The organism is Streptococcus sp. HMSC078D09 (genome assembly GCF_001813675.1).
Taxonomy (GTDB): domain Bacteria; phylum Bacillota; class Bacilli; order Lactobacillales; family Streptococcaceae; genus Streptococcus.
The window spans coordinates 699,702-715,152 of sequence record NZ_KV813675.1 but is presented as its reverse complement, the minus strand read 5'-3'; the positions used below and the strand labels follow the sequence as shown (position 1 = coordinate 715,152).

The window sequence follows — 15,451 nt, the reverse complement described above, 5'->3', positions numbered from 1 at the left end:
TCATGAAATACCAAAATTTGTTGGACCGTTTTATTACCTATATAAAAGTTAACACACGTTCAGATGAAAATTCTACAACCACTCCAAGTACCCAATCACAAGTTGATTTTGCAACAAACGTCTTGATCCCTGAGATGAAACGCGTGGGCCTTCAAAACGTCTACTATTTGCCAAACGGCTATGCTATTGGAACACTTCCAGCTAATGATCCAAGCTTTACACGCAAGATTGGATTTATCTCTCACATGGATACCGCTGACTTCAATGCCGAAAATGTCAATCCACAAATCGTTGAGAATTATGATGGGGGTGTCATTGCCCTTGGTGACTCTGGTTTCACACTCGATCCAGCAGATTTTGCTCATTTGAACAACTACAAGGGACAAACCTTGATCACAACGGATGGTACTACTCTTTTGGGTGCAGACGATAAGTCAGGTATCGCTGAAATCATGACAGCTATTGAATACCTGACAGCTCATCCTGAAATCAAACATGGAGAAATCCGTGTCGGCTTTGGTCCAGATGAAGAAATCGGGGTCGGCGCAGATCAATTTGATGCAGAGGATTTTGACGTAGACTTTGCCTATACGGTCGATGGTGGTCCTCTTGGAGAGCTTCAATACGAAACCTTCTCAGCAGCTGGGGCTGAAATTACCTTCAAAGGACGCAATGTCCACCCAGGTACAGCCAAAGGTCAAATGATCAACGCCCTTCAATTAGCCATTGATTTCCATAACAAACTCCCTGAAGGAGCACGTCCAGAATTAACCGAAGGCTATGAAGGCTTCTACCACTTGATGAACATCGATGGAACTGTCGAGGAAGCAAGTGCCGGCTACATCATTCGGGACTTTGAAACTGAAAGTTTTGAAAAACGCAAAGACCTTATGCAATCTATTGCCGATCAGATGAATGCGGAACTCGGTAGCGAACGCGTTCTCCTCACCCTCAAAGATCAGTACTATAACATGAAGCAAGTGATTGAAAAAGATATGACACCGATTACTCTTGCTAAGGAAGTCATGGAAGATCTTGGAATTACTCCAATCATTGAACCGATCCGTGGTGGTACAGATGGATCTAAAATTTCCTTTATGGGGATTCCAACACCAAACATCTTTGCCGGTGGAGAAAATATGCATGGTCGCTTTGAATACGTAAGTCTCCAAACCATGGAACGCGCAGTTGATACCATTATCGGTATTGTGACCAAAAAATAAGAAACAAAAAGGATTCGGATAATACATCCAAATCCTTTAAATATCATTGAGAATGCACCGAAACTTTCCGCTGTGAGAAAAGTGCTAGAAACACACTTGTTTCTAGCACTCGGGAGTTTTGAGACCTCAGGCTCAAAACTAAGTCATGGAACTTCTTCGAAGTTCGCTGACGTCCGTCCTCACCTAAGGAAAGTTTTAAAATATAATTTTATTTTTAATCTAAGGATTCGGATAGATTGTCCGGATCCTTTATTGTTTATTAGAAAGCTGGACAATATCTTTGACCTGATCAATAGACTGAATCAGGCTAAGGCTTGTCTCATTAATAGGAAGATAATAAACTTTATCTGCCAAATATTCTGTAAAAGGACGATTCGTGAGTAAGATCACCTGTTGTCCTTTTTCTTTCAGCTCTTTCGCCTGCTTTCGCACCTTTTGGTAAAAATGCTCATCGCAGATTTCTAGATCATCCACCAAGACACAAGCAGCGTCCAAACCCAATGATTCATTGGTTCCGTTTTGGGTCAGATAATAGGCTGCTCTCGCTTTGACCTCATATAAGCCAGCTGATGGCTCAACCGGAAGCATGGCTGGGCTTGTTGCAACTTCTGCTGCTTTTTCCATTGCTACAAGATTGGCTAGGACCTGCAAATAGACAGGTGCTAATTTACTCAAATCCAAGAGTTCCTCAAACTCAAAACCACGTTTCAAAGCTTCTAAGATATAGAAGAGTCGGTGGGGCATATGACGAGCAATTTTCTGGATTAATTCATCATCGCTCATTTCCTCAGGAAGGATGGTCAGCAAGTTCTTATCTTTAATGGTTTCTAGGGCTTGTTGATAAGCCTCATCGATTCTCTTCCCAAATCCATAAACTGCCCCATAAGAGTGAATTTGGGTATTGAGACGGGCATTTTTAGCAGCATCAGAAAAAATCGGAATCTTAAAGAAGATATAGTCCAAACTTGGTTCGTAAACAGCCTTTAGATCTTTTAATAAGGGGTGAGGCAAATGCTCGAGAGATCGCCCTAATTGTAGCTGAACTCCTTGCTCAAATAAGGAATAGCCCAAGCCCATAGAGGCCATCGAGATACTGTCTGAAGCAAATGGATTAACTTCTAGGATATAAAAAGCATAGCTCGTCGGATCAAGAGCAAACTTGATCGAAATGGCTCCTGTCAGCTTCAAATAGCGACTGACGTGGATCGCTGCTTCACGAAGATTTTGAAACTCCCGGTCAGTCAGGGTGACAGCTGGCATAAATTGATAAGAGTCACTAGAGTGGATCCCGACAGGATCAATGCTTTCAATAGAGGCTGCCAGGTAGTGATTGTCTTCGCGATCGCGCATGACCACAAAATCCAATTCCTTAAAGCCATAGGTCGAAAATTCTAGCAAACACTGCTGACTTGGAGAGACCGAAAGTCCCGTTTCCACTGCTTCGCACAAGTCATCCAAGTTATGAGCAATCTTTCGTCCCTGCCCTTGCTTACTCGCTACCGGCCAGATCATAATGGGAAATTGAATGCCTTCAGAAAACTCGATGGCTTCTCGAACCGAGCCAACCAGTGCGGAAGCAGGTACCTGATAGCCCAACTCTTGAAAGAGGCGTCGTTGATCCGCCTGCTGATAAAAGGTCCGGTAGCGTTGGAGGCTCGGTCCGATAATCCTAATCGATGCGTCTTTGAAAAATCCAGTTTCTTCCAATCGAAATAAGAGATTTAAAATCTGTTTATCCGCAAAAGCTAAGAGCAAGCGAGATCCAGTATAGGAAAGAAGAGTCGTCCTAAGAGCATCCAGCTTGAGCTTACTGACTACAACCTGTTCTCCAGCTTCTTGTGTGATAGCATTTTCTTCGCCCAGATAAAGGACAAGAGCATTCCCATCCTTGGCATTAAGTTTTTGTGCTTCCTTTACCGCAGCCAAGAGGCTAATATCCTGATAAGAATCTCCACATAGGAGAAGCAATTTCTGGTTTTCTTTCATCATTCCTTCTCCCTTCTACTTTCGTGAATTTTGGCATCAATCAATTCTAAAAATTCATCGTAAAAATAGAGATTTTCCCTTGGCCCTGGACTCGCATCCACTTGGAATTGAACCCCTAAAATCGGTTGGTAACGATGGCGAAAAGCTTCGATACTATGGTCATTGACGTTTTCATGCGTGACCAATAAATCATGGGGTAGGCTATCGCGTACGATACTATACAAGTGATTTTGACTCGTTATCTCGATTTTCCCTGTCGCAATTTCACGGACGGGAATATTTAAACCGAAATGCCCAACTTCCATGGGAGCTAGCTCCGCTCCATAAGCTTGAGCCAATACCTGTCCTCCCAAGCCCATGCCCCAGATCGGAATTTGACCATTGATTTTTTGGATCAAGCGACAGAGTTTTTTCACCTGATGGGGATCGCCAGGCCCACTGGATAAAATAACGCCATCGGGCTGCTGTTCCATCAGTTCATCATAAGAGATATCATAGGGATAGACCGTGACATTACAGTCCCTTTGACTCAGCTGGCGTAAGACAGAGTGCTTGACCCCTAGATCGATCAAGGCAATACTCTTTCCAAAACCTGGTACAGCATAGGCTGTTTTTGTCGAGACTTGACGCACTTGGTCTTTGGGAAGGACTGTCGCTCGCAACTGATCCAAAATATGCTCAATTGAATCCCCCTTGTTAATGACAGTCGCCTTCATCCGTCCATACTTGCGGACAATTTTTGCCACCTGTCTCGTATCAATACCTACAATACCAGGGATTTTTTTTCGCTTCAAGAATTCATCCAAGGTCATCTGTTGCCGCCAATTGCTCGGCATCTCCACCAGATGTTGAACCACTACTGCCAAACAAGTGGGAGTAATCGATTCAGAATCATCCCGATTGATCCCTGTTGCGCCAATAACTGGAAAGGTAAAAGAGAGGATCTGGCCACTAAAAGCCTGATCCGTGATCAATTCTTGATAGCCTGTCACGGCTGTCGTAAAGACCAATTCACCAGTCACATATAAGTCTGCACCAAAGGCTTCCCCTTCAAATACAGTCCCATCCTCTAGGACCAATAATCGTTTCATCGAACCCCTCCCTTCTTTTTCACTAGTCCAATTTTATCATAGTTCCTCAAAAAAAGGAAAGTCAGATTCCATGTAGCTGTCTACTCTGTCCTCTTTCTTTCCTTTCAATGAATTGTCAGTTATCTTATTTTGCACCGCGACCTTTAAGGACGGCTTCAATGATGGCCATACGGACAAAGACACCATTGGTCATTTGTTCTACGATACGTGATTTAGGAGCTTCTACCAAGTGGTCCGCAATTTCAACGTCACGGTTGACTGGTGCTGGGTGCATCAAGATCGCTGTATCTTTCATACGGTCATAACGTTCTTGAGTCAAACCATGAAGACGGTGGTAGTTTTCTTTAGAGAAGAGTGATTCGTAATCATGACGTTCGTGTTGTACACGCAAGAACATCATCACATCTACTTCTTCAATGACTTCATCGATAGTGACGAAGGTTCCATAATCTTCAAATTCCGCACTTCTCCATTCATCTGGACCTGCAAAGTAGAGGGTTGCTCCCAAACGTTTCAAGATTTGCATATTTGATTTTGCCACACGTGAGTGATCCAAGTCCCCAGCGATACAAACTTTCAAGCCATCAAAGTGACCGAATTCTTGGTAGATGGTCATCAAATCAAGCAAGCTTTGGCTTGGGTGTTGACCTGAACCGTCCCCACCGTTGACGATAGAGGCTGTGATCGTTGGGCTTTCAACCAATTCTTTGTAGTAGTCCACTTCAGGGTGACGGATGACGCAGACATCTACACCAAGAGCTGACATGGTCAAGATGGTATCGTAAAGTGTTTCCCCTTTGTTCACAGAACTTGTCTTCACATCAAAGTCAAGGAGATCACATCCCAATTTCAACTCTGCCACTTCAAAGGCTTTGTGGGTACGAGTTGAAGGTTCAAAGAAAAGGTTTGAGATGATGTGTTGGTCTTCGTAGGATGCTTTAGCTCCGTTTTTGAACTCAATCCCACGTTTGATCAATGCCATTACTTCTTCATTGGTAAGAGTTTCCATTGAGACAAGGTTTTTAAGAGCGATTTGATTTTCAGACATGTTGATTCTCCTTTTATAATGTGAATGCAAATAGTTTACAATTTGTTTAAGCTTCTTTGATGAGGACGCGGTCTTGACCGTCTAGCTCCACCATCTCGACAATGATTTCCTCTGACTTACTTGTCGGGATATTTTTCCCAACAAAGTCCGGACGAATCGGCAACTCCCGATGCCCACGGTCGACTAGAACCGCCAGACTCACTCGAGCAGGACGACCGTGACTGACCAGATTGTCAATGGCAGCGCGTATCGTGCGACCTGTATAGAGGACATCATCGATCAAAATGACTTCTCTATGAGCGATATCAACTGGTAAGACCGTCGTATCCTCAGTCGCCTTCATGTCATCTCGGAAAGGCTTGGTATCTAGTTCTGCTACAGGGACATCGATTTGTTCCAGCTGAGAGAGGCGTTCTTGGATCCGGCGAGCGATGTAAACTCCACGCGTCTTGATCCCCACCAGTACAATCTGGCTCAAATCTTTGTTTCGTTCAATGATTTCGTAGGTGATCCGGGTAATGGCCCGTTTCATCGTCAAATCATCAACGACTTCTTTGGTTTTCATTCAGTCCTCCTTAGTTGTAAAAGAAAAACCTCCTTTTTCAAGGAGGTTCAGCAAATGAATGGTCTAAGAGGATAGAGTCTCGCCCTATGGTCCTAGCCATTGTTTTTCACAGTCTCCTTGCCTGCCTCACGGGACAGGATTAAAGGATTTATTTAATTGAGATAACTATATCACAGTTTCAAACGACATGCAAGAAAAAACTCAACATTTTTCAAAAAAATTTAAAAACTCGACTTTTTGTCCGAATAACGTTCGGTTTTTACTAAGAAACGGCCGATTTTCGCTTGATATTTTTGATCCCATAGAGCACATAGCCAGCCAAGAGGTAAGCGATAAAGATGATCACCACCCATTTTCCAACAAAGGCCCAGCCGTATTTATTAACATTGATAAAGAAATAGGCAAAGGGACTATCTTTTGCACCTGGAATTGGCCACTTCAAGACCAATCCATTGAGAAGGGCAAAGAGCATGTAAGCCAGGGGAATCGATGTCCAAAGGAAGGGATCGAGCTTACGGTATTGCTTGGCTTTATCAATCACTAGGGTATCAAAGAAGAACATCAAAGGAACGATGTAATGACAGAGGAAGTTTTCCAAACGATAAAACTTCTCTGGTGTCGCAAGAGGCGCCAACATAAAGTGGTAGATGACACAGGTGATCATAATGGACATGGTAACTGCGCCTTTCATACGAAGGTATCCCTGAGTCTGGGTCGAACGACCACGAAGCATGCGCCAAACCATGTCTCCCATAAAGAACATGACCAACATGTTGGATAAAATGGTGTAATAAAGCATCATCCCAAAGCCACCATGTTTGGTCAATTGCAGATAAACACCGAGCACACTTAAGATAAACAATAGAAAACGATAGCTAAATAATAGTTTGAATTTCATAGTATTCTCCTGAAAGAAAAGGGGCTAGACCCTTCTTCTGTTCTTTAGATTTTCTTCACAAATTCTGATTTGAGTTTCATTGCACCAAAGCCATCAATCTTACAATCGATGTTGTGGTCTCCTTCAACGATACGGATGTTTTTCACGCGCGTACCTTGTTTCAAATCTTTCGGTGCACCCTTGACTTTCAAATCTTTGATCAGGGTCACTGTATCGCCATCAGCCAATTTGTTTCCGTTGGCGTCAATCGCTACGACACCTTCTTCTTCTTCGACCTCAGCTGGGTTCCATTCATACGCACACTCTGGGCACACCAAGAGCGCTCCATCTTCATAGACGTATTCAGAGTTACATTTTGGACAGTTTGGTAAGTTATTCATTTTTATCTCCTTATTTAAATTAACTTTCATAGTATACCATGAAAGCGAAAATTTGACAAATTCTGTTCGACTGTAGCATTTTCAATAAAAAAGAAGGCGACTTAGCCTCCCTACATGGATCATATTTTTCAATCTTCCTGCAATTCTTGAATATCTCGAATCACGCGCACACCTGCTTGATTCTTCTCGCGCAGTTCAGCATCAGAGTAGGGGAAGGTATTGATCAAGATACTCTCCATCCCGATACTTTGGGCAACAGCGACATCTGTCGTAAAGTCATTCCCCACCATGACCGTTTTCTCAGGGTTCAACTGGTGGTCTTTCATCACTTCCAAGAGGAACTCTGGCTGAGGTTTGCGAATACCTACGTCAGACGACAAGTAAATGGCATGGAAAAGCTCTCTCAAACCAACCAAATCAATCTCCGGATTGGTAAATTCTGCTTGGGCATTGGATAAGAGAAAGATCCGGCAACCTGCAGCTTTCATATCCTCTAATACTTCTTTCGTATGAGGATAAAGTTCCAACCGCTTGCGAGAAAGGACACGGAAAGTCCGCGCAATCAAACGCCCCCACTCTTTGAGGTGGGCAACACTATTCCCACTTGGATGACCTTCTAAATACAATTGCACAAAAATGACCGTCAGATCAATCTCAGGATAGGCAACGTGTTTTTCCTTAGCCAAGTCTTCTTCGGCTTGTTGCACCAACTCTTTATAACGCAGGCGCAGACCTTCTCCTGTGTAACTTGCCCCGTAGGATTGGTAGATCTGAGCCATGGTATCCCATAAAATGGGACTCGACTCATCCGTTTCGATGTCGACCAAGGTTCCATAAAAATCAAAAATATAGTTTTTAAATGCGTACTTGTGCGGATTCATCTCTCACTCCCGTAACAAACATCGTAAAGGTTGCCTTGCAGACATTGGCTCCGTCTTGATTGGTAATATCGACATCCACAACTCTAGTCGTCCGTCCACTGTGGACACATTCGCCATGGATCGTAAGGACATCCCCCAGACGCCCTGCTTTCAAGTAATTGATCGAGGATTGCAAGGTCACCCCATCGACCCCTTGAGAAACCACGACCAAGCCACTGACTTGGTCACACAGGGTAAAGAGATAGCCTCCATGCGCATTTCCATAATAATTGAGCGAGGATTCCACGACCTTGGTTGTCACCACTACATGGCCATCTCTCATCTTTTCGATTTCATAATTTTCAAATGCAGCAATTGCATCAAAGTGAAAATCTTTCATATACTTGCCACCTTTTCTAGCATCTTTTCAACTCCTCTATCATACTACAATTAAGAAGCAGATACAAGCAAAGGGGCAATTCCTTAGAAGCAGAAAAGGAGACTCCAACTAAGTAAGAAGACGATACTAGGAACAATGTATTTTCTTGGATGCTTCCAACATTCTCTCTTTAAATTCCATTTTCTTAAAGGAAAATAGATTTCAATAAGTAAGTGCAAAACAGCTTCCACTACTGCTAGAAGCATCACTCCTAGTAGAAATAGAATCCCCAAGTCAGGCATGACCACCATTTTTAATAAAAGAGCAACAAATAGATTCACAGATAGGAAATAGGTCAGCAATACACGGTAATACATCAGGTAAAAGAACCGACTCTTAGGAAGAGACTTAACATGATCGATCAAATCTTTATCAGCGGAAATGAGAGTGGTTAATGGCGTATTGACAGAAGCAATCGTTAACAGGATGATGATTTTTAAAGGAGCATCATAATCCTGTATCAGAATGAGAAGGAGGAAGATGAGAGTAAAGACAAAATTGATGGAAAAATAGCGCTCTTGAAACAAGGAAATCCAAAAATAATTGCCACTTCTTCTCTTTGAAACGAGCAGCTGATCATGTTTTGAAATCGCGATCAAGTCCTCATTTTTAAAAATAAAGACAGTAACGAGGGCTGAAAGGAAGATCATATAGGACACTTGTTGGACCCATAAAGAAGATACTGTAAGAACAGTCGTTACAGAAATGAGCACTCCTCCTAGAAAACTAGGCCTGGTATTGAACTGGATAAAGACATAAAACACACTCAATACCACCAGTAAAGAAAGGAGGACCAGCTTAAAGGATTGTAGCAGGTCTAACCTGACTCCTAAAAAGAGGATCAATAACAGCACGCGCTCTAGTAAATTGAGAAGAAAGGTTACCGTCAGAAAAGACCCTTTAAAACGATTGAGAGACAAGGGAAGCTGGTAGTAGGCCTGGACCCTATCCATCGAAAAGTAGGAATAGAGTAATTGAAAGGTTGATAGAGCAGTAACAATAGCCGTACTAATCAGCAAGACTTGAAAGCTCGTAGAAAATTTTGCTCCAACAAGATGGTAATAAAGAGCAAAGGCTAAGGAAGTCAAGAACAAGAAGAGCCGATTTTTGGACACCAAATCTCTAAAAATTGCTAGTAGCATGCTCTACCCCCTCTGACGATTGACGTCATGAAACCAATCTTCTAAATTCGATTCGATCGCGTCTAGGTGACCATCTTCAATAGGATAAGCTGTTTCACAGACCCGAACGATACTCTCTGCAATATGCGAACTCATCAGAATAGAGCCTTCTTCTTTATACTGCAATAGCAAACCATATAGAAATTCTGTCGCATCAAAATCAAGGCCATCAAATGGTTCGTCCAAAATAAGGAGGGGAGGTTTGAGATAAAAAGCTGTGATCAAGAAGACTTTCTTCTTATTTCCCGTTGACAAACTACCGATATCGGTGTTGAGAAATTCTTCAAAATGGAATCCTGAAATCAAGTCCTGTAATAACGTATCATCTCTCTTTCGATGATACAAACGACAGACAAAATTAAAATAGTGAACAAAATCCCAGTTTAAAAAACTATTGTTTTCAGTAAAAACTGTATAGGTACGGCTCTTATAGAAATTCGTATGAAAAGAGGTCGCCTTGTCTTCTATGGTAACAGTCTCAACTGCATACTGCCGATGATCAAAGACACTACTTAAAGCTTTTAGCAAGGTTGTCTTCCCTGCTCCATTTCGACCAATCAACCCGACTACAGAATGATTGGGTACAAGCAAATTCGTATCTTTTATAATGGGCTTGCCTTTTTTATACCAAACGTTTAGCCCCTTGATGTTTAAACACTCACTCTTCATCGACGCACTCCTTTATAAAGGTAAGAAGCCCCAACCAAAAGCAACAGCAAAGCGTATAGCCATTCCTTTTGAAAGGCAAAGACTAAGGCACCGATCAAGAAGCAAATTCCTATAAGGATTCTAAATTGTAATTTCATATCTTGCCTTCTTTCTATTCACAGTATGAAAGATTACAATTGTATTTTATGCTTATACTATAGTACTTTTTCTGAGCAGATTCAAGCACGAATGGAATATTCTTACTTCTTTTACCTTACAAGCCAAAAAGAGAGTGAGACAGAAATCGGTCATTCGTTAGAATTCGATTTCGTCGTCCCACCTCCGCACAGTTGAGTAGGGCTGTAAAAGCTGATGAAATCAGCGTAGAGAGCCCACTCAACCACTGCGTCTTGCTCAACAATCCAAAAATCAATTGAGAGGCTAGGACTTTTGTCCCAGCCTCCTTTGCTTAAAATCTTAATTTTTCCCAATCATCGTCTGTCCGTTTGCGATAATAGAACTCAGACAAATTTGGGTCTTCCATCACTTCCAGCAGAGGAAGCATGTCGTAGGACAAGTCCAACTGATCTAATTGGTCTTTCTCAACCCAAGAAACTTCTCCTTCTTCAGATGATCTGAGCTGGCCTGAGAATCTTGTTGCCTTATAGCAAAAGACAATATAGCGACCTCCATCGTCTAGGGGCCAGTCTTTGACTGCGACGAGTTTTGGATCTGCAATTGTCAGTCCTGTCTCTTCGTAAACTTCACGAATGACGGATTCTGCAAGACTTTCTCCTTCCTCGATATGACCTCCAGGAAAGGCATAGCCAGACCATTTTTTGTAACGCTCTGGCGAGCGGTATTGGAGGACTACTTTTCCATTTTTAGGATCTTCCACCAAACAAAGATTGGTAAGTACAGTAGATGTTGCGCGTGACATAAATTTCCTTTCTATGATGGTAACAATTAATCAAAATAAACTTTTTTCTTTACCTCTTTCTTCATCACAAAGGGATTTACCAGCTCATGGTATTCATCAAAGGCATCTAAAAGGGAACCTCTCTGAAAGACAATTGACTTCTCTTTTAAATAATACTCCGAGTGAATCGTTACCAGACCATGACCATCAAAGGTAAAGAACAACACAATGAATAATACTAGGATCACCATAGCAAAGAGACCCAAAAGAACACTAACAAGGTTCTTCCAATTTGGAGCATGTTTTCGATAGAAGCGATACCAGATGTGACTAAAAGCCGTCACAGCTCCTAGATACAGCCAGGGATTCCAAAGAAGTGGTGTAAAGGCATAACCATAGAAGCTCAATATAAAGTTCACAAGAACAAAAAGCAACAGAATCAGATACAGGATCCGAAACATGTTCAAATACTTTCTCATGTTAGGTCTCCCCTTCGTAATAATTGGATTAAACTGGATCTCCTAAAGAAACATCAACAGAAAATGATAACCTAACCGGAGCCAATGATCAATTAGAGGCGCATCCGGATCATTTTTTTTACTATCTAAAAATAGACTTAGCGATAATAAAAGTAAGCTAAGAGCTATAACTATTCTAAGAACGAGTCTCATACCGCCAAGAGCAAAAGAAACTATAGAACCAATTAGTGGTAAAGGGGAAAATATAAATGCCACTAAGCCGAAATAGATCTTAACCAATGATAAAACCAATAAACTATAAACGACAATCTTCGTAAAAAGAGAGACCGTTTTATCTTCTCTTTTCAGTTGTGAAATGGAATAGATGACATAGATCATATACATAAATAGAAACATATTTATTTACCCTATTTCCTATAGATTTTATTCCTATTTTATCCAACATCCGTTTAGAATACAACTTCTTACCTAAACTCACCCAACAAAGACAAGAACAGGATCAAAGTTTTTTCACTTCTGCTGCTACCTTTTGAAGATGCTTCTCCCGCATGCTAGCGGTGTTCACATCCCGGCCGACTTCTCCCAAGATGCAGACGCGCTTGGTTTTGATCCCACAGTGGTTCAATACGGCATTCTTCAAAACAGAGATGCCGTAACTATCCGGAATGTTGAGAGGGCCTGAAAAGATCTTGTACCACCAAGTAGGCGCCATGGAGGTCGCATAAATACTGGCCGTTTTCCCTTTGAGCAACTTCTTGAATTGCTTGCCTCTCAGGTAATTCCAGATAAAACTTCCCTGATCATTGGCTGAGTAGGCAATCCCCGGCGTAAAGACCCGATCAATCCAACCTTTCATGAGACTCGGCATACTACTCCACCAGATGGGATAGACAAAGATCAGGTGATCCGCCCACTGGATCCATTCTTGAGAACGAAGGATAAAGGAATCTTCCTCCATCCGCTTTCGATAACCATAGCGAAGAACAGGATCAAAGTCCTCTTCATTGAGATTGATCACTTTAAGCTCGTGGCGATTTAAGTCAATAGTTTCGACAATGGTTTGAAAAATAGCCTGACAGTAACTTTCCTTATCCGGATGCCCGTTGATGACTAAAATCTTCATTCGTCTTCTCCTTAGTTTCTTTGGTTCATTCTAACTCTTTTATTTGACTTGATTAATTGATAATGGTTCAAAGGTTGATAGATACGTCCTTTAGGAATTTTTATTTGAAGAATACATCATCCGCAATTCCTTAACAGGTGTTCCAAGTTCAAGTATTTTTTCTTGGCCATCAAAACTAAATCCCATTTTTTGATAGAAAGCAATGGCTCGCTTATTCTCTTTCAATACCCATAAATAAATCTCAGAGAAATGATCGAGAGCAGCAAATGCAGCATGCATTAACTGTTTACTCACACCTTTTCCATAGTAATCTTTTAAAACATATAAGGCGATGATTTCACCAGCTTGAATGGCTTCATCACAAAAATTTCCATAGCTGATAAATCCAATGACCTTCTTTCCATCCATAGCAATCAAGGTGTTTTCTGGATACTTTTGACTAAAGAAACGACATTTATCTAATGTCATTGTCTCCTGAAATTCCGCGGGTAAAAGATCGTCATAAGCCTCTCTCCACGTTTGCCAATGAACGAGAGATTTTCCTTCTATCTCTTCAGGAGTTTCCATTGTTTTAATGATAATCTTCATTCGCTTTATCCTATCTAATCCAAGGCCTTGACTTCCAACATCATATCGCGGATTTGGGCTGCTAGTTCAAAGTCAAGCACTTCGACAGCTTCTTGCATTTGGCCTTGCAGTTTCTTGACCAGTTCCTTGCGCTCTTGGCGGTTGAGACTGGTGATATCCACTTCCTTATCCTCTTCCTTGGCCACCGCCTTGGTGACAGAGATGAGGTCACGGATTTCCTTCTTGATGGTTTGTGGAACAATACCATGCTCTTCATTATAAGCCATCTGGATTTTCCGACGACGGGCTGTTTCATCGATGGCCTTTTGCATAGATTGGGTCATGGTGTCCGCATACATGATGACGTGCCCCTCACTATTACGGGCAGCACGACCGATGGTCTGAATGAGGCCACGTTCGTTACGGAGGAATCCTTCCTTATCAGCATCGAGAATGGCTACTAGACTCACTTCTGGTACGTCAATCCCTTCCCGAAGAAGGTTGATCCCGACCAAGACATCAAAAACGCCCAAACGCAAATCACGGATGATTTCTGTCCGCTCCAAGGTCTTAATGTCCGAGTGCATGTATTTGACCTTGACCCCCATTTCCTTGAAGTAATCGGTCAAGTCTTCTGCCATCTTCTTGGTCAGAGTGGTGACAAAAGTCCGCTCTCCACGTTCTACACGCGCATTGATTTCACCCAAGAGATCGTCCATTTGTCCCATGGTCGGACGCACTTCCACCTCGGGATCAAGTAGACCTGTCGGACGAATGATCTGCTCAATGACAGTATCCGTTTGTTCCATCTCATAGTCACCTGGTGTCGCTGACACATAAACGATCTGGTGGACATGGCTTTCAAACTCTTCACGGCGCAGTGGCCGGTTGTCCAAGGCAGACGGCAAACGGAAACCATAGTTGACCAGCATTTCCTTGCGCGAGCGGTCTCCATTATACATGCCCTTGATCTGTCCCATGGTCATGTGACTTTCATCGATCATGATGAGGAAATCTTCTGGGAAGAAGTCAAGAAGGGTGTAAGGCGGCTCTCCTTCACTCCGGCCATCCATATGACGAGAGTAGTTTTCGACGCCATTGGTGTAGCCCATCTCCCGTAGCATTTCAATATCGTACTCGGTCCGTTGTTTCAAGCGTTGAGCTTCTAAGAGTTTGCCTTCTTTTTCAAAGACTTTTAACTGCTCCTCTAGTTCAGCCTGAATCTTGGCAATAGCCACTTCCATATGGTCGTCATTGGTCACGAAGTGAGTAGCTGGGAAAATGGCCAAGTGATCCACATCGCCTAGAACTTGGCCCGTCAAAGCTTCAATCTCACGGATCCGCTCAATCTCATCCCCGAAAAACTCAACGCGAAAGGCATGCTCATCACGCGAAGCTGGGAAAATCTCCACCACATCTCCCCGAACACGGAATTTCCCCCGTTGAAAGTCGATGTCATTACGCTCAAACTGGATATCCACCAGGTCATTGAGCAGTTTATCACGAGAAATCTCCAGACCTGGACGCAGACTCACCACGCTATCGGCATATTCCTTCGGCGAACCCAAACCATAAATACAAGAGACGGAAGCTACAACGATGACATCGTTACGCTCCAACAAAGCTGAGGTTGCGGAGTGACGAAGTTTATCAATCTCATCATTGACCGAGCTATCCTTTTCGATATAGGTGTCGCTCGATGGCACATAGGCTTCTGGCTGGTAGTAATCATAGTAAGATACGAAGTACTCGACGGCATTTTCAGGGAAAAATTCCTTGAACTCTCCATAGAGCTGGCCTGCTAGGGTTTTATTGTGGGCGATGACCAAGGTCGGTTTATTGACCTGGGCGATGACCTGGCTCATGGTATAGGTCTTCCCCGTACCAGTTGCTCCCATCAGGATTTGCGCCTTTTCACCACCCTCGATGTTATCCACCAACTGTTCAATAGCCTGCGGTTGATCCCCAGAGGGTTGGTATTTGGAGACGAGTTTAAATTTGTTATCAGTTATTCGATTAATCATACTTTCTTCCTTTGATTATA

General features: G+C 42.6%; 17 protein-coding genes. 1 reads left to right on the top strand and 16 read right to left on the bottom strand.

Features of this window, described 5'->3' with window-relative positions; genetic code table 11:
- The first annotated feature begins 2 nt into the window (after positions 1 to 2).
- Positions 3 to 1,223: a peptidase T gene (gene pepT, locus HMPREF2926_RS08675; RefSeq protein WP_070587369.1), complete on the top strand. Its 1,221-nt coding sequence runs from the start codon at positions 3 to 5 to the stop codon at positions 1,221 to 1,223.
- A gap of 249 nt (positions 1,224 to 1,472) precedes the next feature.
- On the opposite strand, the gene HMPREF2926_RS08670 is transcribed toward pepT, so the two are convergent.
- From HMPREF2926_RS08670 to uvrB, 16 genes are all read right to left on the bottom strand, one after another.
- Positions 1,473 to 3,212 (bottom strand): ATP-binding protein, encoded by a 1,740-nt coding sequence (locus tag HMPREF2926_RS08670; protein ID WP_070587367.1) that lies wholly within the window; start codon positions 3,210 to 3,212, stop codon positions 1,473 to 1,475.
- Positions 3,209 to 4,300 (bottom strand): carbamoyl phosphate synthase small subunit, encoded by a 1,092-nt coding sequence (locus tag HMPREF2926_RS08665; RefSeq protein WP_070587366.1) that lies wholly within the window; start codon positions 4,298 to 4,300, stop codon positions 3,209 to 3,211. The genes HMPREF2926_RS08670 and HMPREF2926_RS08665 overlap by 4 nt, the downstream gene beginning before the upstream one ends.
- Before the next feature lie 124 nt (positions 4,301 to 4,424).
- Positions 4,425 to 5,348: an aspartate carbamoyltransferase catalytic subunit gene (locus HMPREF2926_RS08660; RefSeq protein WP_003007497.1), complete on the bottom strand. Its 924-nt coding sequence runs from the start codon at positions 5,346 to 5,348 to the stop codon at positions 4,425 to 4,427.
- Between the two features lie 46 nt (positions 5,349 to 5,394).
- On the bottom strand, positions 5,395 to 5,913 hold the full coding sequence (gene pyrR, locus HMPREF2926_RS08655) for a bifunctional pyr operon transcriptional regulator/uracil phosphoribosyltransferase PyrR (RefSeq protein WP_003001719.1): 519 nt from the start codon (positions 5,911 to 5,913) through the stop codon (positions 5,395 to 5,397).
- A 262-nt stretch (positions 5,914 to 6,175) separates the two neighbouring features.
- A complete protein-coding gene (locus HMPREF2926_RS08650; RefSeq protein ID WP_070587364.1) occupies positions 6,176 to 6,811 on the bottom strand; it encodes a Pr6Pr family membrane protein in 636 nt (211 codons plus the stop codon).
- Between the two features lie 44 nt (positions 6,812 to 6,855).
- Complete coding sequence (locus HMPREF2926_RS08645) at positions 6,856 to 7,191, bottom strand: zinc ribbon domain-containing protein YjdM (RefSeq protein ID WP_003016288.1); 336 nt, start codon at positions 7,189 to 7,191, stop codon at positions 6,856 to 6,858.
- Between the two features lie 128 nt (positions 7,192 to 7,319).
- Entirely contained in the window at positions 7,320 to 8,072 is a 753-nt protein-coding gene (locus HMPREF2926_RS08640) for an HAD family hydrolase (protein ID WP_070587363.1), read from the bottom strand.
- Positions 8,047 to 8,451 (bottom strand): PaaI family thioesterase, encoded by a 405-nt coding sequence (locus HMPREF2926_RS08635; RefSeq protein WP_003016342.1) that lies wholly within the window; start codon positions 8,449 to 8,451, stop codon positions 8,047 to 8,049. Before HMPREF2926_RS08635 ends, HMPREF2926_RS08640 begins: the two co-directional genes overlap by 26 nt.
- 83 nt (positions 8,452 to 8,534) lie before the next feature.
- A complete protein-coding gene (locus HMPREF2926_RS08630; protein ID WP_070587361.1) occupies positions 8,535 to 9,632 on the bottom strand; it encodes a hypothetical protein in 1,098 nt (365 codons plus the stop codon).
- Positions 9,633 to 9,635: 3 nt separating this feature from the next.
- Complete coding sequence (locus HMPREF2926_RS08625; RefSeq protein WP_070587360.1) at positions 9,636 to 10,340, bottom strand: ATP-binding cassette domain-containing protein; 705 nt, start codon at positions 10,338 to 10,340, stop codon at positions 9,636 to 9,638.
- The gene (locus HMPREF2926_RS11220; protein ID WP_003001697.1) at positions 10,337 to 10,477 is read right to left on the bottom strand and encodes a hypothetical protein; all 141 of its coding nucleotides are present in this window, start codon (positions 10,475 to 10,477) and stop codon (positions 10,337 to 10,339) included. Before HMPREF2926_RS11220 ends, HMPREF2926_RS08625 begins: the two co-directional genes overlap by 4 nt.
- A gap of 311 nt (positions 10,478 to 10,788) precedes the next feature.
- Positions 10,789 to 11,259: an 8-oxo-dGTP diphosphatase gene (locus HMPREF2926_RS08620; protein WP_070587358.1), complete on the bottom strand. Its 471-nt coding sequence runs from the start codon at positions 11,257 to 11,259 to the stop codon at positions 10,789 to 10,791.
- 26 nt (positions 11,260 to 11,285) lie between these two features.
- Positions 11,286 to 11,717 (bottom strand): hypothetical protein, encoded by a 432-nt coding sequence (locus tag HMPREF2926_RS08615; protein WP_031575087.1) that lies wholly within the window; start codon positions 11,715 to 11,717, stop codon positions 11,286 to 11,288.
- 499 nt (positions 11,718 to 12,216) lie between these two features.
- Positions 12,217 to 12,840, bottom strand: coding sequence for an NAD(P)H-dependent oxidoreductase (locus HMPREF2926_RS08605; protein WP_070587357.1), 624 nt, complete (start codon positions 12,838 to 12,840; stop codon positions 12,217 to 12,219).
- Between the two features lie 90 nt (positions 12,841 to 12,930).
- The gene (locus HMPREF2926_RS08600; protein ID WP_070587355.1) at positions 12,931 to 13,428 is read right to left on the bottom strand and encodes a GNAT family N-acetyltransferase; all 498 of its coding nucleotides are present in this window, start codon (positions 13,426 to 13,428) and stop codon (positions 12,931 to 12,933) included.
- Between the two features lie 14 nt (positions 13,429 to 13,442).
- Entirely contained in the window at positions 13,443 to 15,431 is a 1,989-nt protein-coding gene (uvrB, locus tag HMPREF2926_RS08595; RefSeq protein ID WP_070587354.1) for an excinuclease ABC subunit UvrB, read from the bottom strand.
- Positions 15,432 to 15,451 lie beyond the last annotated feature (20 nt).